The organism is Amycolatopsis sp. WAC 04169, from assembly GCF_003947535.1.
Lineage (GTDB): Bacteria > Actinomycetota > Actinomycetes > Mycobacteriales > Pseudonocardiaceae > Amycolatopsis > Amycolatopsis keratiniphila.
Genome location: NZ_QHJI01000011.1, coordinates 26,004 through 46,006, shown reverse-complemented (window position 1 = coordinate 46,006; position 20,003 = coordinate 26,004). Strand labels below are relative to the sequence as shown.

Sequence of the window (20,003 nt, the reverse complement as noted above, 5' to 3'; positions counted from 1 at the left end):
GGTGGTCCACGCTAACGTCGGTTCCGTGCGTTTCGGAGTGCTTGGGCCGCTCGCCGCGTGGACGACCGCGGGCGAGCCCGTCGCCGTGCCCGAGGCGAAGGTCCGCCTCCTGCTCGCCGCGCTGCTGTCCCGCGAGGGCAGGGCGGCGTCGGTGTCGTCGCTGACCGACGATCTCTGGGGCGAGCATCCACCGGGCAATCCCGGCAACACCCTGCAGACCAAGGTCTCCCAGTTGCGCCGCGCCCTGGACAAGGCCGAGCCGGGCGCCAGGGAGCTCGTGACGCACCAGCCGGCCGGTTACGTCCTCGCCGTGGAGCCCGGCGACCTGGACGTTCATCGGTTCCGCGCGCTCACCGCCCGCGCTCGCGACGCGGTCGATCCGCGCGCCCGTGCGGCGCTGCTGGCCGACGCGCTGGCTTTGTGGCGAGGGCCCGCCTATGCCGGCTTTGAGGACGAACTCTTCGCCGTCGCCGCCGCCCAGCGGCTGGAGGAGGAAAGGCTGCTCGCCGAGGAAGACCGTGCCGAAGCCCGGCTGGCGCTCGGCGAACACGGCGTCCTGACCGGGGAGCTGGCCGGTCTGGTCTCGCGGAATCCGCTGCGAGAGCGGCTGCGCGGCCTGCTGATGCGCGCGTTGTACGCGGCCGGTCGGCACAGTGAGGCGCTCGAAACCTATGCCGAGCTGCGCGCCCGCCTGCGTGACGAGTCCGGGCTCGAACCGGGCCCGGACCTCGCGGCGCTGCACCAGGCGATCCTCACCCGCAGCCCGGAGCTGGAGCAGGCTCGCGTGGCCGAGCCGGTGCGCGGCAACCTCCCAGAGGCGCTGACCGAGCTGATCGGCCGCACGAACGCGGTCAAGGAGGTCGAGGCCCTCGTCACCGACACGCGGCTGGTCACCCTCACCGGCCCCGGCGGTGTGGGCAAGACGAGGCTGGCCATCGAGGCCGCGTCGAAGCTCGCGATGGCCGACGGCACCTGGCTCGTCGAGCTGGCCGGTCTGGACGTCGTCGAGTGCCCGACTTGCCCGCCCGAGGACCTCGTCGCCGTGGTCGTCGCGGCCGTGCTGGATCTTCGCGAGGAGGCGACGTCCACCGGAACACTGACCCAGTCGATGGCCGCCGCCTTACGGGACAAGGAGATCCTGCTCGTCCTGGACAACTGCGAGCAGGTCGTCGAGCCGGTCGCGGCGATGGTGGAACGGTTGCTCGCGGCGGTGCCCCGGCTGCGTGTGCTCGCCACCAGCCAGGAACCGCTCGGGCTGCCCGGAGAGAACGTCTGGGCCGTGCCGCCGCTCGAACTGCCCGAGCATCCGGATTTCCCCGCCGTGCGGGAGTCGAGCGCGGTCCGGCTGTTCGCGGCCCGTGCCGAGGCGGCCGCGCCGGGGTTCGCGCTCGACGCGGAGAACGCCGCGGTGGTCGCCCGGATCTGCCGCACCCTCGACGGAATCCCACTGGCACTCGAACTCGCCGCCACCCGCGTCCGGACGCTGGGCGTGCACGAGCTCCTCGCCCGCCTGGACGACCGGTTCGGCCTGCTCTCCTCGGGCAGACGAGGCGGCCCGCGCCGCCAGCAGACCCTCCGCGCGATGATCGACTGGAGCTGGAGCCTCCTGAGCGAGCCCGAGCAGATCGTGCTGCGCAGGCTCGCCGTACACGCCGAGGGTTGCGGGCTCGACGCCGCCGAGTCGGTCTGCGCGGGCGGCGAGATCGCCGCCGGCGACGTCCTGGATCTGCTGTCCCGGCTCGTCGACAGGTCCCTAGTGGTCAGCAGGCCGGGCAGATCCGGCGAACCACGGTTCAGGCTGCTGGAGTCCGTTTCGGCGTACGCCTTGGACCACGCCGGGCAAGCGGGCGAACTCGACGATCTGTACTTGCGGCACGCCCGCTTCCACGTCGAGCTGGCCGAACGCGGCGACGCGGGGTTGCGCGGCCGGGAGCAGCGCCGCTGGCTCGACCGGCTGGACGCCGAGGGCGCCAACACCCGGCGAGCGCTGGAAACGCTGTTGAGGCAAGGAGAACACCGGCTCGCGGCACGGCTGGTGAACGCGACGACCTGGTTCTGGTTCCTGCGCGGGCGGCTCACCGAGGCCCGGCGCTCGCTGGACCTCGTGCTCGCCACGGAGATCGACAACGGCGACGAGTACGCCCAGGCTCTGGGCTGGCGCACCGGGATCGCCGTGCTCGACGGCACCGGCACGGACGCCGCCGTGGAAGAGACCGTGCGGGGCATCGCCGACGCCGGTGTCCGGGCACGGATGTCGTGGTTCCTCGGCTACGCGTGGTCGACGGTCGGCGACCTGTGCCGGGCGGAGAAGCTCACGCTCGACGCGTTGGAAACCGCCCGAGACATCGGCGACGACTGGAGCGCCGCGGCGGCGCTGAGTGACCGGGCGTCCCATCTGATCTCCGGCGGCGACCTCACCGGAGGTGGCCGGATCGCCGCGCAGAGCGCCGCGATCTTCGACGGACTCGGCGAACGCTGGGGCTGGCTGCAGGCGTCGTTCGTCATCGGCATGCTGGCCTCGATCGCCGGGGACTACGACCACTCCGCCCGCGTCCATCGGGAAAGCCTCCGCCGCGCGGAGGAACTCGAACTGTGGCCGGAGGTCACCTACAAACTGTCGTGGCTGGGCCGGACGGCGCTGCTCACGGGCCACTTCGAAGAAGCGAAGGAGTTCCACGAGCGGGCAAGGGCGCTGGCCGTCGAACACGGCTTCAAACCCGGCGAGGTCTACGCCGAAACCGGGCTAGCGCTCGGCGCGCGGCGCGAAGGGCTGTTCGACGAGGCCGAGCGGCGCCTGCTGTCCATACTGGACTGGCATCGCCGGGTGGAGTCCGAAGCGGGCAGCACCCTGGTCCTCGCCGAGCTCGGGTTCATCGCCGAACAGCGCGGGGACGCGGCGGCGGCGAAACGGCTCCAGCTCGAAGGCCTGGCGATCGCGCGCCAGAGCGAGGATCCGCGCGCGATCGCGCTCGGCCTCGAAGGTCTCGCGGGCGCGGAAGCGGCGGCGGGCGCGCATCATCTGGCCGCACGGCTGCTGGGTGCGGCGGCGGCTTCCCGCCGCTCCGTGGGTGCTCCCCTGCCGAAGGCCGAACGCGGCGACGTCGACCGGATCACCGGCGTCGTCGTCGCGGCGCTCGGAGAAACCGCATTCTCGGCGGCGGCCGAGGCAGGTGAAACCACCCCGATCGATCAATTGGTGACGGACAGTCAGTAGGCAGGCACCCGTATCACCACAATGGACCATGCCTTACTTCACGTCCGCAACAAACGGTGATTTCTTTCTGTCGCCCGGGCGCCTCGACCGGTAGCGTGCGTATCCATGCGGGTGAGGTGGGGGGCTCCCGGCGGGCCCAGGGTGACAATGGCGTGGCGAGCGGCTCCGAAGGCGGCGCTGACCAGTCCGCTGACTTTGATCATCGCCGCGGTGACCGCCTTGCTGGCGTGTTTCCTGGGCACGGCCGCCGTGCTGCAGGCTTCGGCCGCGGGCGGCGCGGCCGTCACGTATCAGTCCGACATCGTGTGCCCGGACTACTACGGGCCCGTGTTCAGCAAGGACAACGTCCCCGCCGCGGTCGCTCCGCAGGTGATCGACTCGGTCCGCCGCAACGCGCCGGCACACGGTTTCCCCGCGCCGGTCACCTCCCGCTACACGCCGTACCTGTTCGGCACCGAGTTCAACGGCGACCCCAACTACAAGGTCGTCCTCGCTCATCGTGATCAGGCGATTCAGGGCCATCTCGATGTGGCGGGTGGCTCGACAGGCGCCGGATTCCTGCTCGGCACCGTCGTGGCCGGGGCGGAGAACATCAAGGTCGGCGCCACCCCGAGCATCAAGGGCACTTCGATCCCGCCGGTGACCGGGCTGTATCGCGACCTTCCCGACCCCGCGCCGCGCTGGTGGTGCTCGCAACAGCGGAACGCCGTCGTCAGCAGGCTCGCCAACGACCCGCTCGACTCGGTCATGTTCGCCAACGACGGCAAGACCTTCGACGACACGGTCCGCGCGCTGAACATCCCGACGATCAAGACGCTCCACATGTCGTTCTACGACGCCCCGCCCAAGACCGTGGGCGAGGCCGAGGATCTCCAGGAACGCGGGAAGGCGCTCATCGCCGCGGTCAAGGCGGACCTGGGTTCGCGCGGCCTCGGCGACGCGATCATCGGGTCGCTGCCGTTCGAGCGTTCCGTGGAGATCAGCAACCAGGCGGAATCGAACGTCCTGATCTCGATCCTGCCGCTCGCGGCCATCAGCATCCTGGTCGGCTGCGCCGGGATCGGCACGGTCGCCCTGCAGTGGTACCAGCGGCGGCATCCGCAGCTCAGGCTGCTTTCCGCCCGCGGCAGCGGTCCGGGAGCGCTCGGGCTGCTCGCGGTGGCCGAGCTCGGGCTACCGATCGTCGCGGGCGGCGCGGCGGGCGCGGTGCTGGCCCGGCTGTTGCTCGGCGTGTACGGACCACCGGGTGAACTGAACGACGGGGCGACACTGTGGGGGTCGCTCGTCGCGGCCGCGATCCTGCTCGTCTCGCTCGCGCTGCTCGCCGGCGTGATCTCCGTCCGCACCCACCGGGAGTTCGAACTCGGCCGGGTCCGCTCCGGACGGCGCAAGAAGGTGAAGGTCCTGGCCTTCTTCCCGTGGGAGCTGCTCACCGCCGGTGTCGCGCTGCTCGGCTGGAACCGGCTCGTCGACTACAGCAAGGGATCGCGGATCGGCAACCCGCTCCCCCAGGTCGACCCGCTCGCGCTCACGTATCCGGTGTTCGTCGTGCTCACCGTCGGGCTCGTCGCCGCCCGGCTGGCCTGGCTCGCGCTGCACGCGTCGCATCGCGCGCGGCTGTGGTCCCGGCCCGCGCTGCAGCTGGCCATCCGGCGGCTCGCCAGCGCCCGCGCCCCGGTCACCGGCGTGCTCGTGATCGGCACGCTGGCCATCGGGACGCTGGCCACGGGGATCGGCATCGCGCGTGGCCAGGAAGAGGCGCTGCAGACGAAGTCCGCCATCTTCGTCGGGGCGGAGACCAGGGTCGACACCGAAAGCGTGGTCGGCACCGGCAAGGTCGGGCTGCCCGCCTCGATCACCGACAGCACCGCGATCGTCGGCGAACTGACCGGTGCGGGCAACGTCGTGCTGGTCGTGGATCCGCGGACGTTCCGGCACGCGGCCACGTTCGGCCCGCTCGACGGAGCCGAGGTCGACCGGCTGCTGGGCGAGCTGTCGAGCCCCGGCGCCGGTGTCCCGGCGATCCGGATCGGGAACGATCCCGCCCAGAAAGCCACGCTGCCGGCCGGCCTCGGGGAAGCCAGGGCCGTCGGTGAGCTGCCGATGTTCCCGATCATCGGCACCAAGGCCGGGTACGTGGTCTCCCGGGATTCGTTCACCGAGGCGCAGCTCCGCACGGTTCCCAAGTGGAGCCTGCTGTCCAGCTCGTCGATGACGCAGGTGACCGAGGCGCTGGCGTCCGTGGGGGTGATGACGGCGGTCAACCGTGTGACCCGCGAGTCCGCGCTCGACGCGCTCCCGTTCTACGTGGTGTCGTGGACGTTCTCGTTCATGGCCCTGCTCGGTGCCGTGCTCGGGGTGGTGGCGGTGCTGTCGCTGCTGGTCGCGGTCGAAGTCCGCCGCCGCCAGAACGCGCTGGCCGGGGCCCTGGTGCTGCGGATGGGGATGCGGCCGCGTGCCCTGCTGGCGAGTCACCTGATGGAACTGGGCGCGCTCAGCGGGCTCGCCGTGGTGATCGGCGTCGTCTGCGGTGTGTCGGTCGCGGGACTTTCGGTGCCGCGCTTCGACCCGGCGACGTTCCTCCCGCCACAGTCGGCGCTGCCCGACCCGACCCCGCTCGCTCTGACCGTGCTCGCCGTCGGTGTGCTCGTCGTGGCGCTGGCGGGCTGGATCGCGATGCGCTCGGTGCGCACCGCCCGGACCGCGGAGTTGATCCGTGCCTGAGAAACCGATCTTCCGGCTGCGCGGGATCGGCGTCGACTACCAGACGCCGGCGGGCACCGTGACCGGCGTCGACGACGTCACCATCGACATCCCGGCACGCGGGATCACCGTGCTGGCGGGGCCGTCCGGCTCCGGGAAGTCCACCCTGCTGCGGACGCTCGGCCTGTTCGAGCAGCCCGTGCGGGGCACGATCTCCTTCCAGGGCACCGAAACCGGAAAGCTCCGGCATCGTGACCGGCGAGCACTGCGGCGGCACCACCTCGGCCTGGTGTTCCAGAACCCGACCGACAACCTGCTCGGGTATCTGAGCGTCGCCGACAACCTCCGCGCGGCGGCGGAATCGGCCGGAACCGAATGCCTTCCCGACGACATCCTCGATCAGCTGGGGCTCGGCGGCACCGGCGACTGGCGGATCTCCGCGTTGTCGGGCGGGCAGCAGCAGCGTCTCGCGTTCGGCTGCACGCTCGCTCGCCGCTCGACCGTCGTACTCGCCGACGAGCCGACGTCCCAATTGGACGAAGCCTCGGCCGACCGCGTGCTCGACACCTTGAGATACCTGGCGGGTCAGGATTTCGCCGTCATCGTCGCCTCGCACGACGACCGGCTCATCGAACTCGGCAGCCGGGTGGCGCGGATGCACAAGGGCAGACTGGAAAAGGTCGACGAACGGGAGGTCGTGCCGTGATGGCGGAACCCGCCCTCGAGGCCGTCGGGTTACGCCGCCGGTTCCCCCATCCCAGCGGGGACGTCGAAGTCCTGCGCGGGCTCGAACTGCGGGTGGCCGCGGGTGAACTGGTCACCGTGTCCGGCCGGTCCGGCTCCGGCAAGAGCGCGTTGCTGGCCCTCCTGTGCGGTTTCGACTCGCCCGATTCCGGCAGTGTCCTCCTGGACGGCGTCCCGATAGCGGGCGCGCCGCCCTGGCACACCTGCGCCGTCCTGCCGCAGGCGCTGGGCCTGGCGAACGAGCTGACGATCGCGGAGAACGTGGCGCTGCCGCTGCGGCTCCGGTCCGACGTCCCCAAACCCAGCGCGAAGGACATCCACGCGCGGGTTGCGGAACTGCTGGAGGAACTCGGGATCGGCGACCTCGGCGACCGCTACCCGCTCGAGGTCTCGTTCGGGCAGCAGCAGCGGGTCGCCCTGGCGAGGGCGGTCAGCGGGCGGCCCCGGGTCCTGCTCACCGACGAACCGACGGCGCATCTGGACGCCGGGAGCACGCCGCGGGTGCTGCGGCTGCTGCGGCGCTGTGCCGAAGAGGGTGCCGCGGTGATCGTGGCGACGCACGACGACGAGGTGCACCGGATCGCGGACCGGCGGGTACGGCTGCTGGACGGCGTCCTTTCGTAGCTTCCGGATGTCATGAAAGGGTCGTTCAGGACGTTTTTCGTCCTGAACGACCCTTTCATGACATTTGGCGCGGCTAGGGAGCGACCGGCCCCGCCTTGCCGTACAACCCGTTCCCCGCCCAGTTCACGAGATCGTGCGAAGGCCGCGAAGGCGGGACAGGCACGAAGTTCGCGGCGTCGTCGACGCTTCCCGTGCCGTCGTACTTCGCCTGCAGCGGATACGGGAACACCGGCCGCGTACGGAAGACCTTGCCGTCGGCGTCGCGGCCGGTGGCGATCGTCCGGTCCGGCGCGGTACCGCGCTCGACCCAGGAGACCAGTTCCTTCAGCGGGTCGTACTCGGTCAGCTTGTCGCCCGTCGCGCAGTGGTACAGCGCGGGCACCATGAACAGCCGCGCCCAGTCCCGCGTCGCGGCCGGGCCGCCGTTGGCGCGAGTGAGCCGCTCGTAGTAGTCGATGCTGCCCGCGGCCGGGATCGCCTGATCCGCCCAGCCGTGCCAGATCACGAGTTTCCCGCCCGCACGACGGAATTCGCGCAGATCCGTCGACATCGCGTTGGAGCGGACGCCTTCCGGGGTCAGCCGGTCGAATTCACGGGCGGTGAAGGCGAACTTCTCGACCGACGAATGCGGTGTGCCGATCGGGTACGCCATGTACTTCAGGTAGTTGTCGGCGAGCGCGTGCGCGAACGGGATGCCGCCGGTTTCCGGCGACGGGATGATCCAGCCGTACCAGGACAGTTCGGAGCCGACGGTCTGGCCGCCCGGGTACAGCTTGCGGCCGCGTTCGTCGGTCGGCGGCGCGTAGATCTTCTTCGTGGCGTCCACCTGCGCCGGGGTGAGGCAGCCGGCGTTGTCGGTGCCCTGCGGGCAGGCGATCGTGGCCGGGTCGAACCGGCAGGTGCGCGGGTCGTCGATGGCGCCGTCGCCGAGGCCGTCGGACTTGTCGCAAGAGGACAGTGCGGCGGCGTGCAACGCCGGGAGTTTCTCCGCGGTCAGGATCGGCTTGCCGTCGGCGCCGGTGTTCACCTTGGCGAGCCAGGTCTGGTACACCCCGAGCAGCGGCCCCCAGTATCCGGCCGGTGCGCCCGCGATGATGCCGTCGAAGTCGTGCGGATAGCGCTGCGCGAGCAGCAGCGCCTCGCGGCCGCCGTCGGAGCAGCCGCTGAAGTACGACTTCTTCGGCGGAGCGCCGTAGAACGCCGTGATCAGCCGTTTGGACACCTTCGAGACCACGTGCGGTGCACGGAACGCGAAGTCGTCGCGGGCGGACTGGTCGTTCTCGGCCCATTTGCCGTCGTCGACGATCGCGGGGGTCTTGCCGACGTGCCCGTCGTCGGTGGCCGCCACGGCGACGTCGCCGCCGTGCGGGAGACCGCAGTCGGCGAACGGCGGCGTGGTGACCACTCCGCAGAAGCCGCCGCAGCCGAACTGCAGGTACCGGCCGGCGTAGGTCTTGGTCGGCAGCCGCAGCTGGAACCGCACCGCCGGCTCCACGTAGCCGCGGACGTCGCAGTTCTCCGGTTCGGTCGCCGTCGCCGGTACGACGGTCGCGGTCTCGACGTGTGTGGTCGCGCCGGGTACGTCGTAGGTCCGCACCAGGTCGGCGCAGGTGCGCACCGGGCGGAACGTCGTTTCGCCGGCGGTGGCCGCCGGTGCCGTGAGTATCGAGCCTGCCGTGATGAGCGCTGCCACGCCGAGCATGGACAACCGCCGCATGTCCCCACCCCAGTTTCCCGGATCGGCTTCAGTCGTGTCTTCACCCTGGCCCCGGGCCCGTCGGTTGTCCACCAGGTTTCCGGGCATCCGGGTTGTCCAGTTCGGGCCAGGTTTGTCCGAGTGTCTTGACATCGATGTCACAGCCGGGCTTTTCTCTCTTGGCGCCACCGGTCCCCCTGCCTGGGCGGCGCCCAGCATGCCCCCGCGAGAAAGCATTGGTGCAACGATGCCCCGAAGCGTCAGACCTTGGGTCTGCGGCCTCCTGAGTGCCACGGTGGTGGCGTCCGGGCTGGTAGCCCTCCCGGCCACCGCCTCGGCCGAAGAGCTCCCACCGGATTTCTATTCGTCGTTCGAACAAGGCGAGCCTGAGCCGACGTGGAGCGACACCGTCGACGTCGACCCGTCCGGCAAGCCCAAGGCGTTCGGTGTCGACGGCGCGAACGCCACCACCATCCCCGGTGACATCCGCGGCAAGGTCACCGAGGTCTCCGCCAACAGCGAGAACACCCCGAACGAGGGTGTGGCGAACCTGGTCGACGGTTCGACCGACACCAAGTGGCTGGCCTGGACCCCGACCGGCTGGGCGCAGGTCACGCTGTCCGAGCCGACGTCGATCACCCGGTACGCGCTGTCCTCGGCGAACGACTTCGACAACCGCAACCCGCAGGACTGGACGCTCCAGGGGTCCGCGGACGGGAAGTCCTGGACCGATCTGGACAAGCAGACCGGGCAGAAGTTCAGCGAGCCCTTCCAGAAGAAGGAGTACCGCCTCGCCGCCGCGAGTGCCGCGTACAAGTACTTCCGGCTCGACGTCACCAAGAACAACGGCGGCCCGATCATGCAGCTCTCGGAGCTGCTCCTGGCGAACGAGGACCCGGCGCCGCCAGCGCTGCCGAACATGCGCAGCTTCACCGACAGCGGCCCTGGCAGCGGCTACACCAGCAAGAACCGGGTCGGCTTCACCGGCCTGCGCGCGTTCCGCTACTCCGGCAGCCACAAGGCGCAGGGGCACGGCTGGTCGTACAACAAGATCTTCGACGTCGACATCCCGGTGGCGGCGACCTCGGAGCTGTCGTACAAGGTCCAGCCGGAGTTCATCCGCGGCGACCTGAAGTACCCGAGCATGAACGTCGCGGTGGACCTGGCGTTCACCGATGGCACGTACCTGAGCCAGCTCGGCGCGGTCGACCAGTACGGTTTCGGTCTTTCCCCGCAGGGCCAGGGTGCGAGCAAGGTGCTCTACACCAACCAGTGGAACCTGGTGCGCTCGCAGATCGGCGTGGTCGCGAAGGGCAAGACGATCGACCGGATCCTGGTCGGCTACGACAACGCCGACGGTCCTGGTTCGCTGCAGGGCTGGCTGGACGACATCAAGGTCTCCGCCACGCCCACGCCGCCGGCGAGCCTGCGCCCGTCCGACAACGTGCTCACCACGCGCGGTTCGCTGTCCAACGGCTCGTTCTCGCGCGGCAACAACATGCCCGCCACCGCGGTCCCGCACGGGTTCAACTTCTGGATCCCGACGACCGACGCGGGCACGTTGAGCTGGATGTACTCCTACCACTCGCGCAACAACGAGCAGAACCTCCCGGCGCTGCAGGCGTTCTCCGCGAGCCACGCGCCGAGCCCGTGGATGGCCGACCGGCAGACCTTCCAGTTCCTGCCCTCGACCGCGAGCGGTGTGCCGAACCCGGACCGTGAAGCGCGGAAACTGCCGTTCAAGCACTCCAACGAGACGGCACGGGCGCACTACTACGGCGTCGACTTCGAGAACGGGATCAAGGCCGAGGTCGCGCCGACCGATCACGCCGCGCTATACCGCTTCAAGTTCCCCGGAGCGGACTCGAACCTGATCTTCGACAACGTCAACAACAACGGCGGGCTCACCCTCGACCCGGCGGGCCGAGCGATCACCGGCTACAGCGACGTGAAGAGCGGGCTGTCAGCCGGCGCGACCCGGATGTTCGTCTACGCCACCTTCGACAAGCCGGTGACCGCCGGTTCGAAGCTGTCCACCGGTTCCGGTGACCAGAAGCGGGACAACGTCCTCGGCTACCTGAAGTTCGACGCGGGTGCCGACAAGACGGTGAACATGCGGATCGCGACCTCGCTGATCAGCGTGGACCAGGCGAAGAAGAACATGGAACAGGAGCTCGCGCCGAACGCGACTCTCGAGTCCGTCGCCGACGCCGCGCAGAACGCCTGGGATCAGAAGCTGAAGGTCGTCGAGGTCGAAGGCGCCTCGAAGGACCAGCTGATCACGCTGTACTCCAACCTCTACCGCCTGTTCCTGTACCCGAACTCGGGCTTCGAGAACGTCGGCACGGTGGAGAAGCCGGTGAAGAAGTACGCGAGCCCGGTGTCGCCCAAGGCCGGTCAGGACACCCCGACCCAGACCGGGGCGAAACTGGTCGACGGCGAGTTCTACGTCAACAACGGGTTCTGGGACACCTACCGCACGGTGTGGTCGGCGTATTCGCTGCTCAGCCCGGAGACCACCGGCAAGCTCGTCGACGGTTTCGTGCAGCAGTACCGCGATGGCGGCTGGATCTCGCGCTGGTCCTCCCCCGGCTACGCGGACCTGATGACCGGAACCAGTTCGGACGCCGCGTTCGCGGACGCCTATCTCAAGGGAGTCAAGGGTTTCGACGTCCAGTCGGCCTACGACTCGGCGATCAAGAACGCCACCGTGACCCCGCCGAACGGCGCGGTCGGGCGCAAGGGCATCGACGAGGGCACGTTCCTCGGGTACGCGCCGAACACCGCGGACCACGGGTTCTCCTGGGCGATCGAGGGCTACGTCAACGACAACGCCATCGCGAACATGTCGAAGAAGCTCTACGACGAGGCCCCGGCGAACGACCCGCGCAAACAGGAGTACCTGGACAACTACGGGTACTTCACCGAGCGGGCCACGCAGTACGTGAACGTGTTCGACCCGAGTGTCGGCTTCTTCCAGGGCCGTGACGCGGCGGGCAAGTTCACCCGCAGCAAGGAGCAGTTCGACCCGGAGGTCTGGGGTATCGATTACACCGAGACCAACGCGTACGGCATGCGGTTCTCGGTCCCCCAGGACGGACAGGGCCTGGCGAACCTCTTCGGCGGCAAGGCGGGGCTGGCGTCCAAATTGGACGAATTCTTCGCCAAACCCGAGCAGGGGCTCAAATTCGGCACCTACCCCGGGGTCATCCACGAGATGACCGAGGCCCGGGACGTTCGGATGGGCATGTACGCGCATTCGAACCAGGCCGCGCACCACACGCTCTACATGTACGACTACGCGGGCCAGCCGTCGAAGACGCAGGCGAAGGTCCGCGAGGCGCTGGCCAGGCTGTACGTCGGCAGCGAACTCGGCCAGGGCTACGGCGGCGACGAGGACAACGGCGAGCAGTCGGCCTGGTGGCTGTTCGGCATGCTGGGCTTCTACCCGCTGCAGGTCGGCAGCTCGGACTACGCGATCGGCTCGCCACTGTTCACCAAGGCGACCGTGAACCTGCCGGGTGGCAAGAAGATCGTGGTCAACGCGCCGAAGAACAGCGCGAAGAACGTCTACGTGCAGGGCCTGAAGGTCAACGGCAAGGCGCAGACCTCGACGTCGCTGGCGCATTCGGCGATCGCGAACGGCGGGACGCTCGACTTCGACATGGGTCCGAACCCGTCGTCGTGGGGTACCGGCCCGGACGACGCGCCGAAGTCGATCACCAAGGGCGACGCGGTGCCGACGCCGGTGCACGACCTGACCAAGCCGGTCTCCGGCGCGGACGCGGCGTTCTTAGACAACACGTCGCGGACCGAGGCGAAGGTCACGGCGCCGATCCAGTACCAGGTGCCCTCGACGAACGAGGCGGGTTCGTTCTACACGCTGACTTCGGGCAAGGGCGCGGGCGACGCGAAGAGCTGGGTGCTGAAGGGCTCCTACGACGGGAAGAACTGGGCGGTCGCGGATCAGCGGACCGATCAGAAGTTCTCGTGGCGGCAGCAGACAAGGGCGTTCAAGATCGCGAACCCGGCGCACTACGCCTACTACCGGCTCGAGGTCACGGCGACCACGGGCGGCGAGGCGTCGCTTTCGGAGTTCGAGGTGCTGGGCAAGCCCGACGCGGCGTGCGCTCAGACGATCACCGGCGAGCGCAAGGGTCCGCTGACCGTGCAGAGCGGGGTGACCTGTGTGGACGGTGCGACGGTGTCCGGTCCGGTGTCGGTCGCGGCGGGTGCGAGCCTGATCGTCCGCGGCGGCTCGATCTCCGGTCCGGTGACCGCGAACGGTGCGGCGCAGGTGGTGCTGGACCGGACGAAGGTGGGCGGCCCGGTGGCGATCACCGGGACGACCGGGACGGTCTCGATCGAGCTGACCGAGATCGGCGGACCGGTGGCGTTGACGGGCAACAAGGGACCGGTGCTGACTTCCAGCACGATCGGCGGCCCCCTGGCGTGCGCGGCCAACTCCCCCGCTCCGACGGATTACGACCTGCAGAACACCGTCCGCGGCCCGGCCGCCGGGCAGTGCGCGAAGTTGTAGTCCTCCGGTAAGTACGTGAAGGCCCCCTTCATTGCGTCTAACGCAGTGAAGGGGGCCTTCACGTACTTCAGGAGCGCAGGATGCCGAACCCGACCAGTGCCGCGGACAGCACGGTGAGAGCGAGACCCGCGTAGGTGGTCGCCGTCAGGAAGTCGGCCGAGTGCAGGGCCGCGGTCAGGGCTCCGGGGAAGGCGAGGGCGAGGACGGTGCCGCTCAGCGCGATCCCGATCCCGGTGGTGACTTCGCCGGAGGTGTCGACGAGCGCGGCTCCGATGGTGGTCCGGTTCGCGGGCAGGCCCCGCATGACGTTGGTGCCCGCGACGACGCCGACCACGCGCATCCCCGCCGCGACCAGCGCGAGCGCGACGGCGATCCAGACGTAACCGAACCCGCCGAACAAGGTGTAGACCGCGAGTCCGCACACGACGGCGGCGGCGCTGAGCCAAGCGGCCTTGGTGAGACCGACGCGGGTGATCAGCGGGGTGATGAGGGCGCCGCCCGCGATGAGGACGACGACCTGCGGCAGCATCCCGAGCGCCGCTTGGGCGGGCGCCCAGCCGAGACCGAACTGGAGGTGCAGCGTCACGAGGTAGCTCAGCCCGGCGGTCGCCGCTCCGGCCGCGGCCTTCATCGCCAGACCGCTGGACACGAGCGGCCTGGCGAGGAGGGCCAGATCGAGCAGCGGGTGCCGGGCGGTCTTCTCGCGGAGGACGAAGCAGATTCCGGCGACGAGGGCGGCCGCGGCGGAGCCCCAGGGCAGCGGCGAGGCGGTGCCGGCTTCGACGAAGAACGTAGGGGCGAGCAGGGCGAGGACGATCGTCGCGGTCGCCAGGACCGCTCCCGCGACGTCGATCGGTTCGCGGTGCAGGCCGGCGGGATCGTCGGCAGGGATACCGGTCCGGATGCCGAGGAACGCGAGCGCGGCGACCGGCACGTTCACCAGCAGCAGCGCCTGCCATGGCGCGACGGTGAGTGCCAGCCCGCCGACGGTGGGGCCGACGGCGAGCCCGATCAGGCCCACCGTTGAGATCAGCGTGGTCGCGCGGACGCGCTGCACGTCTTCGTCGAACAGGCGGAACGCGAGGGCGAGCGAACCCGGCGTCGTCATCGCGGCCGCGACACCCATGAGCGCCCGGACCGCGATGAGCTGCCACGCGGCGGTGACGAACATCGTGGCCAGGCTCGCGATGCCGAGCAGGACGAGACCGGTGAGCATGGTCTTGCGCCTGCCCACCCGGTCGGCCAGCGCGCCGAACGCGAGCATGAGGCCGCCGAACACGACGGAATACCCGCCGGTGACCCATTGCAGGGTCGTCGTCGAGGCGGAGAGTTCGCGGCCGATGGTCGGGAGAGCGACGTTGAGGATCGAGTTGTCGAGCATCTCGAACAGGAACACGGCCGAAAGCCCGGCCAGCGCGGGCCACTTCTCGGCGAGAACAGGGGTACGCAAGGGGTCTACTCCTTCGGAAAGAAGGAGTGACGGTTCATTCGATACCGCGTATGCGCGTGCTCGGCGAGGAGCACGTTTCTACCCCGATGCCTCCAGCCTACTGCACTCGTGAGCGTTACGGACGGTTAGGGCCGACGCACTTACTTGTCCGAAGTCCGTGAAGGCCTCCTTGAGGGACTCTGGTTCCCTCAAGGAGGCCTTCACGGACTGGCCACTCGGAGCGCGGCGTGATTGAGGGCGTGACTCACGTGATCAGGGACGTAACTCGCGTGACTGGGTGCGGAACTCGATGTTCCGCCCCTGATCACGCGAGCTCCGCCCTCAATCACGCGAGTTACGCCTTCGATCACGTGAGGCCGGTGGACGGGTCAGGCGGCGGCGCCCCGCACCGCCAGTTTCTGCACGTCCATGTACAGGCACCCGGCCGTCGTCGGTTGTGGCGAGCAGGGCCTGTCCGGATAGAACGACAGCTGGTTGGACGAAACGGTCAGCCGCACGAAGCGCACCCCGGTCGCGCTGCCCGGCGCGAGCTGGAGCGCGGTCAGCTTGTTCAGGTCGGCGGGTTTGAAGTCGCCGGTGCCGGCCTTCACCCAGGTCGCGCCGTCCACCGAGGTCTCGACCGTGACGTCCTTGGCCGCGGCGGGCGGGTCGTCGCCGCAGACGTTGGCCGGGTCGATTTCGATGGCGCTGACGTTGACCGGCTTGCCCAGCTTGAGCGTGACGAAGCGCGTCTCGATCTTGCCGTCGGGGCCGACGACCTTGTCGGTCGACCAGCCGCCACCGCCGAGCGCCGACGAGGCTGCGAGGTCGCCGGGGCCGCAGCCGTACGGGGTGAAGTCCTCGCCGTTGAACGCGGTGACGCCGGCACCCGCGTCGCGGGACGCCCAGTTGAACCGCAGCGCCCAGTCGACCTTGGTGGTTCCCGACCGCACCGAGACCGCGCGGGTCTCGCTGTCCGCGCCGCCGCCGGAGGCGTAGACCTTCGGGTAGGTGCCGGGAAGCACGCCGGGGATGGTGTAGCCGCCCGCGGCGTCGGTGACCGCGGACAGCGAACCGGCGAAACCGGAGTCGTGCCCGCTGAACCGGATCGCGACGCCCGCGATCGGGGTGCCGCTTTCGGAGTCGGTGACCTTGCCGGTCACGGTCCCGGTCGGGGTGCCGGCGGGCGGCGGGGTGGAGAAGTCCTCGGCGGGCGCGGTGTCGGCGCCGGTGATCGACGCGGCGAAGTAGCCCATGCCGCGGGCGGCGAAGGCCTTCCACAGTTTGGCGTGCGCGCGGCCGCCGTTGATCACCGTGTCGGCCTGCAGGATCGCGTTCCGCATGTCGAGGAACGACGGCGCCGCGGGCGAGAGCTCCATCGCGCGGGTGACCAGCGCTCGCGTCAGCTGCACCCCGAGCGCCGAGCGGAGGTCCCACAGCGTGCTCGCCCAGATCTCACCGTCGGCGTGGACCTCGGGGAAGCCGATGATCCGGCCGAGGTCGCCGTAGGTGTAGCCGCCGGGGCCGGCTCCGGGCGTGCCGGGGCACTGCGGCGCACCGGCGCCGACCGGGCAGTCCAGCGGCTGGGTGCGGGCGAGAGGGACACCGTTGCTGACGTAGTCGCCGCCGAGGAGTTCACCGGGTGCCGAGGTGTCCTTGATCGCGTTGCGCCCGACGAGGTAATCGAAGGCGTACCAGTCGCTCCAGGCCTCGCCCATCGAGCCGGACTGCAGGGAGCTCAGGGTGGAGTTGCCCTGTGCGTCGACGACGAGCCGGTTGGACAGGCCGTGGGTGTACTCGTGGTGGATGATCGTGGCGTCGTCCGCGGAGTTCGCCGCGAGGAACGGATCGGTCGGATCCCTCGGGTCGCGGAACAGGAACATCCCCATCGTCGGCGCTTGACCGTCCGGCGGGGTACCCATGAACGCGTTGTTGTAGTAGCCCGGCGTCTGCGCGCCGAGCAGGGTGTGGACCTGGACGGCGTCGCCGTCGACCTTCTCGAAGTTGCCCGCCTCGCGGGTGAAACCGATCGGGAAGGAGGCGAGGTGATCGTGGAAGCTGCCGACGTACGCCAATGCCTGCACGGCGTTCTGTTCGCGGTTCTTCGCCCACGAACCAGGCGTTTTCGGGTCCCAGGAGCAGGGCCTCGCCGTCGAGCACGGCGGGCCGACGACGGCGTTGAAGTCGGTGAACCTGTAGCGGAAGGTTCCGTCGGTGTTCCGGCCGATCTCTTCCTGCGGCTGGAACTTCTGGTCGCCGTTGACGTCGGCGGCGACGTGCGCGACGTTGCCGTCCAGTGTCTTGGCGTCGGCGGGCAGCCAGCCCTTCCGGCTCAGGTCGACCTGCTTCTGGGGGCCGGGCTGAGCCTCCCAGGCGAGGCCCTTGGCACCATCGGCGTCATTGGCGTGGTTCACCAGGTTCTTGCGGTAGAGCAGTTTCCCGGTGCCGGCGTCGGTCACTTCCTGGAACATCTGGTCCACGGCGGGTTTGGCCAGCGTGTACCAGGCGGGACGGATGCCGTCGCCGGTCAAGAACGCGACCTGCTTCGAGTCGGGGCCGGGTGCGGCCAGGGTCGCCGCACCGAGCGACGCGGGAAGGTCGCGCACGGGCGCGCCGTCCAGCTGGATCAGCCTGCCGTCCTTGGTGACGTGTGCCTTCAACCCGTTGCCGAACACCGGAACCCCGCCGACGGACTGGGTGAAGGACAGATGATGCGTGCCTTCGACGTCGACGTAATCCTTGCGCAGGTTCAGTTTCGCGGTGTCGGCGGTACTGAGGCCGACGAGGCCTTCCTTGTCCCGCAGGTAGTCCAGCACGACGTCACGGGGTGACTTTCCGCTCGGTCCGGTGAGGAAGCCGTCGGTGCGGGCCAGGACCCGGGGCGTGCCGGTCAGCTCGTCGAAGTCGAGCAGGGCCTGATTGCCCAGTTCCGCCCGCGCGGTGGCGACGGAGTTCGCCCGCGACGCCGCGAGCCGGTCGTGCGCGGCCAGCACGCGCGGACTGGTTCTCGCCGTGTCACGGACATCGACGTCCTTCCCGGATCTGTCCGGTGTGGTGTGCACGGCGCCCGGTGCCGGTGCCGCACCGGCTTGGGGCGCTGTGACCAGCGCTAATACGGTGATGGCGGTCGCGGCGCACAGCGAGGCACACGAACGCGACGAACGTGACGTCACTCCAGACCCCTCTCTCGGTGGTGACGCAGACGTTCCATTCGTACCGATACAGTCACAGCGGACGTCAGCGCCGATCAGGTACCGCAATCCCGGTGAGCGGTACCCCCGGCAGGATGGTGTCCACAGTGGATTCAAGAGGGATTCGTAGGGGACGATGGACAGCGCCACGGAATTCGAGCGGCTGCGGCCCGCCATGTTCGGGCTCGCGTATCGCCTGCTCGGTTCGGCGGCGGAGGCGGAAGACGCCGTGCAGGACGCCTACCCGAAGTGGGCGGGCGCCGATCGCGAGTCGATCGCGTCGCCGCGGGCGTGGCTGGCGAAGGTGGTCACCAATCTCTGCCTGAACCGGCTGACGTCGGCCAGGGCGCAGCGCGAGCGGTACGTCGGGCCGTGGCTGCCCGAGCCGGTTCTGACCTCGACCGATGTGCTCGGTCCCTTGGAGACGGTGGAGCAGCGGGATTCGGTGTCGCTGGCGATGCTGGTGTTGCTGGAGCAGCTCAGCCCGGTGGAGCGCGCGGTTTTCGTGCTGAAGGAGGCCTTCGCCTACAGCCATCGGGAGATCGCCGGGATCCTCGACGTCTCCGAGGTCAACTCGCGTCAGCTGCACAGCCGTGCGCGAAAGGCGCTGGACCGCTCGGATGAGCGACGGGTTTCGAACCCGCGACAGCACGAGAAGCTGGTCGAAAGCTTCCTGTCCGCGGCGCGGGACGGCGATTTGCCCGCTTTGGAGAGTCTGCTCACCGCCGACGTGACGGCGTGGTCGGACGGTGGCGGCAAGGTCACCGCGGCGCGGCGTCCGGTGCACGGCGCGGCCAAGGTCGCGCGGCTGTACGCCGGGATGTTCGCCGGTGCCGGCCAGGTGTCGATCGAGATCCTGGAGGTCAACGGCGGCCCGGCGGTGGTCGCGACGGCCGGTGACGTCCTGTTCGGCATCCTCGGGTTCGAGGTGGTGAACGGCCGGATCCGCGGGCTGCGCGCGGTCGGGAATCCGGACAAGCTCGCGTTCCTGTCGGGGCAGTTGTCACGTTCCGGGTGGCCCGCTGGTTCTTGAGGGTGGAGGCTCTCGTGAACGGAGGACCAAGGTGACGAACCCGATTCTGGTGACCGGTGGGACCGGCGACCTCGGCCGTGAGGTGGTGGGGCGGCTGGCGGCCGAAGAGCGGCGGGTCCGCATCATGAGCAGGCGGCCTCGGCCCGCGGACGAGCGGCACGAGTGGGCGCGGTGTGACCTGAAGACCGGTGACGGTCTCGCCGAAGCGGTCGACGGGGTGTCGGCGATCGTCCATTGCGCGTCGACGCTGGGCCGCGGGGACGAGCAGGTGACGCGGAACCTGGTCGAGGCCGCGAAGCGGGCGGGAAATCCGCACGTGGTGTACATCTCGATCGTCGGTATCGACGTGATCCGATTCTTCTATTACAACGAGAAGCTGGCCTCGGAGAAGGTGATCGAGGAGTCCGGTCTGCCGTGGACGGTGCTGCGCGCGACACAGTTCCACGAACTCGTCGCACGGGCGTCGTCGGCGCAGCGGCGGCTGCCGGTGACGATCATGCCCTCGGGCTTCCGGTTCCAGCCGGTCAGCACCGGCGATGTCGCGGACCGGCTGGTCGCGCTGGCGTCCGGTGAGCCGTCGGGGCGGGTGCCGGACATGGGCGGCCCGGAGGTGCGGACCGCGCGTGACCTGGCGGAGGCGTATCAGCGCTCGGTGGGGCGCCGGAAGCCGATCTTGTCGCTGTGGGTGCCGGGCAAGGCGGCCAGGGCGTTCCGGGCGGGCGGCAACCTGACCCCGGAGAACGCGACCGGTGCGGGCACGTTCGAGGAGTTCCTCGCCTCACGCGTTTAGTCCTCTGGATGCGGCACACCGAGCCGGGCGCACGCGTGG

The 20,003-nt window shown here is 69.7% G+C and carries 10 protein-coding genes; 7 read left to right on the top strand and 3 right to left on the bottom strand.

The window, feature by feature from the left end; all coding sequences use genetic code 11:
- The first annotated feature begins 25 nt into the window (after positions 1–25).
- The 4 genes from DMC61_RS29680 (at position 26) to DMC61_RS29665 (ending at position 7,285) form a co-directional block, all read left to right on the top strand.
- Positions 26–3,214 carry a BTAD domain-containing putative transcriptional regulator gene (locus DMC61_RS29680; RefSeq protein WP_125693205.1) on the top strand — a complete coding sequence of 1,063 codons (3,189 nt, stop codon included), beginning with the start codon at positions 26–28 and terminating at the stop codon, positions 3,212–3,214.
- Between the two features lie 147 nt (positions 3,215–3,361).
- Positions 3,362–5,938 carry an FtsX-like permease family protein gene (locus DMC61_RS29675; RefSeq protein WP_125693203.1) on the top strand — a complete coding sequence of 859 codons (2,577 nt, stop codon included), beginning with the start codon at positions 3,362–3,364 and terminating at the stop codon, positions 5,936–5,938.
- Positions 5,931–6,623 (top strand): ABC transporter ATP-binding protein, encoded by a 693-nt coding sequence (locus DMC61_RS29670; protein WP_016334419.1) that lies wholly within the window; start codon positions 5,931–5,933, stop codon positions 6,621–6,623. Before DMC61_RS29675 ends, DMC61_RS29670 begins: the two co-directional genes overlap by 8 nt.
- Positions 6,623–7,285, top strand: coding sequence for an ABC transporter ATP-binding protein (locus DMC61_RS29665; RefSeq protein WP_125693201.1), 663 nt, complete (start codon positions 6,623–6,625; stop codon positions 7,283–7,285). Before DMC61_RS29670 ends, DMC61_RS29665 begins: the two co-directional genes overlap by 1 nt.
- A gap of 73 nt (positions 7,286–7,358) precedes the next feature.
- On the opposite strand, the gene DMC61_RS29660 is transcribed toward DMC61_RS29665, so the two are convergent.
- Positions 7,359–9,002, bottom strand: coding sequence for a tannase/feruloyl esterase family alpha/beta hydrolase (locus DMC61_RS29660; RefSeq protein ID WP_233595005.1), 1,644 nt, complete (start codon positions 9,000–9,002; stop codon positions 7,359–7,361).
- A gap of 226 nt (positions 9,003–9,228) precedes the next feature.
- Here DMC61_RS29660 and DMC61_RS29655 point away from each other — a divergent pair, with 226 nt between their 5' ends.
- Positions 9,229–13,521, top strand: a complete 4,293-nt coding sequence (locus DMC61_RS29655) for a GH92 family glycosyl hydrolase (protein WP_125693199.1) — start codon at positions 9,229–9,231, stop codon at positions 13,519–13,521.
- 67 nt (positions 13,522–13,588) lie between these two features.
- Here the strand turns inward: DMC61_RS29655 and DMC61_RS29650 are convergent, their stop codons facing one another.
- Positions 13,589–14,971 (bottom strand): MFS transporter, encoded by a 1,383-nt coding sequence (locus DMC61_RS29650; RefSeq protein ID WP_125693197.1) that lies wholly within the window; start codon positions 14,969–14,971, stop codon positions 13,589–13,591.
- Positions 14,972–15,339: 368 nt separating this feature from the next.
- Positions 15,340–18,012 carry a M36 family metallopeptidase gene (locus tag DMC61_RS29645; protein WP_233595004.1) on the bottom strand — a complete coding sequence of 891 codons (2,673 nt, stop codon included), beginning with the start codon at positions 18,010–18,012 and terminating at the stop codon, positions 15,340–15,342.
- 265 nt (positions 18,013–18,277) lie between these two features.
- Here DMC61_RS29645 and DMC61_RS29640 point away from each other — a divergent pair, with 265 nt between their 5' ends.
- Together DMC61_RS29640 and DMC61_RS29635 are read left to right on the top strand one after the other, a co-directional pair.
- The gene (locus tag DMC61_RS29640; RefSeq protein ID WP_125693193.1) at positions 18,278–19,174 is read left to right on the top strand and encodes an RNA polymerase sigma-70 factor; all 897 of its coding nucleotides are present in this window, start codon (positions 18,278–18,280) and stop codon (positions 19,172–19,174) included.
- Between the two features lie 31 nt (positions 19,175–19,205).
- The gene (locus DMC61_RS29635) at positions 19,206–19,964 is read left to right on the top strand and encodes an SDR family oxidoreductase (RefSeq protein ID WP_125693191.1); all 759 of its coding nucleotides are present in this window, start codon (positions 19,206–19,208) and stop codon (positions 19,962–19,964) included.
- Positions 19,965–20,003: the final 39 nt, after the last annotated feature.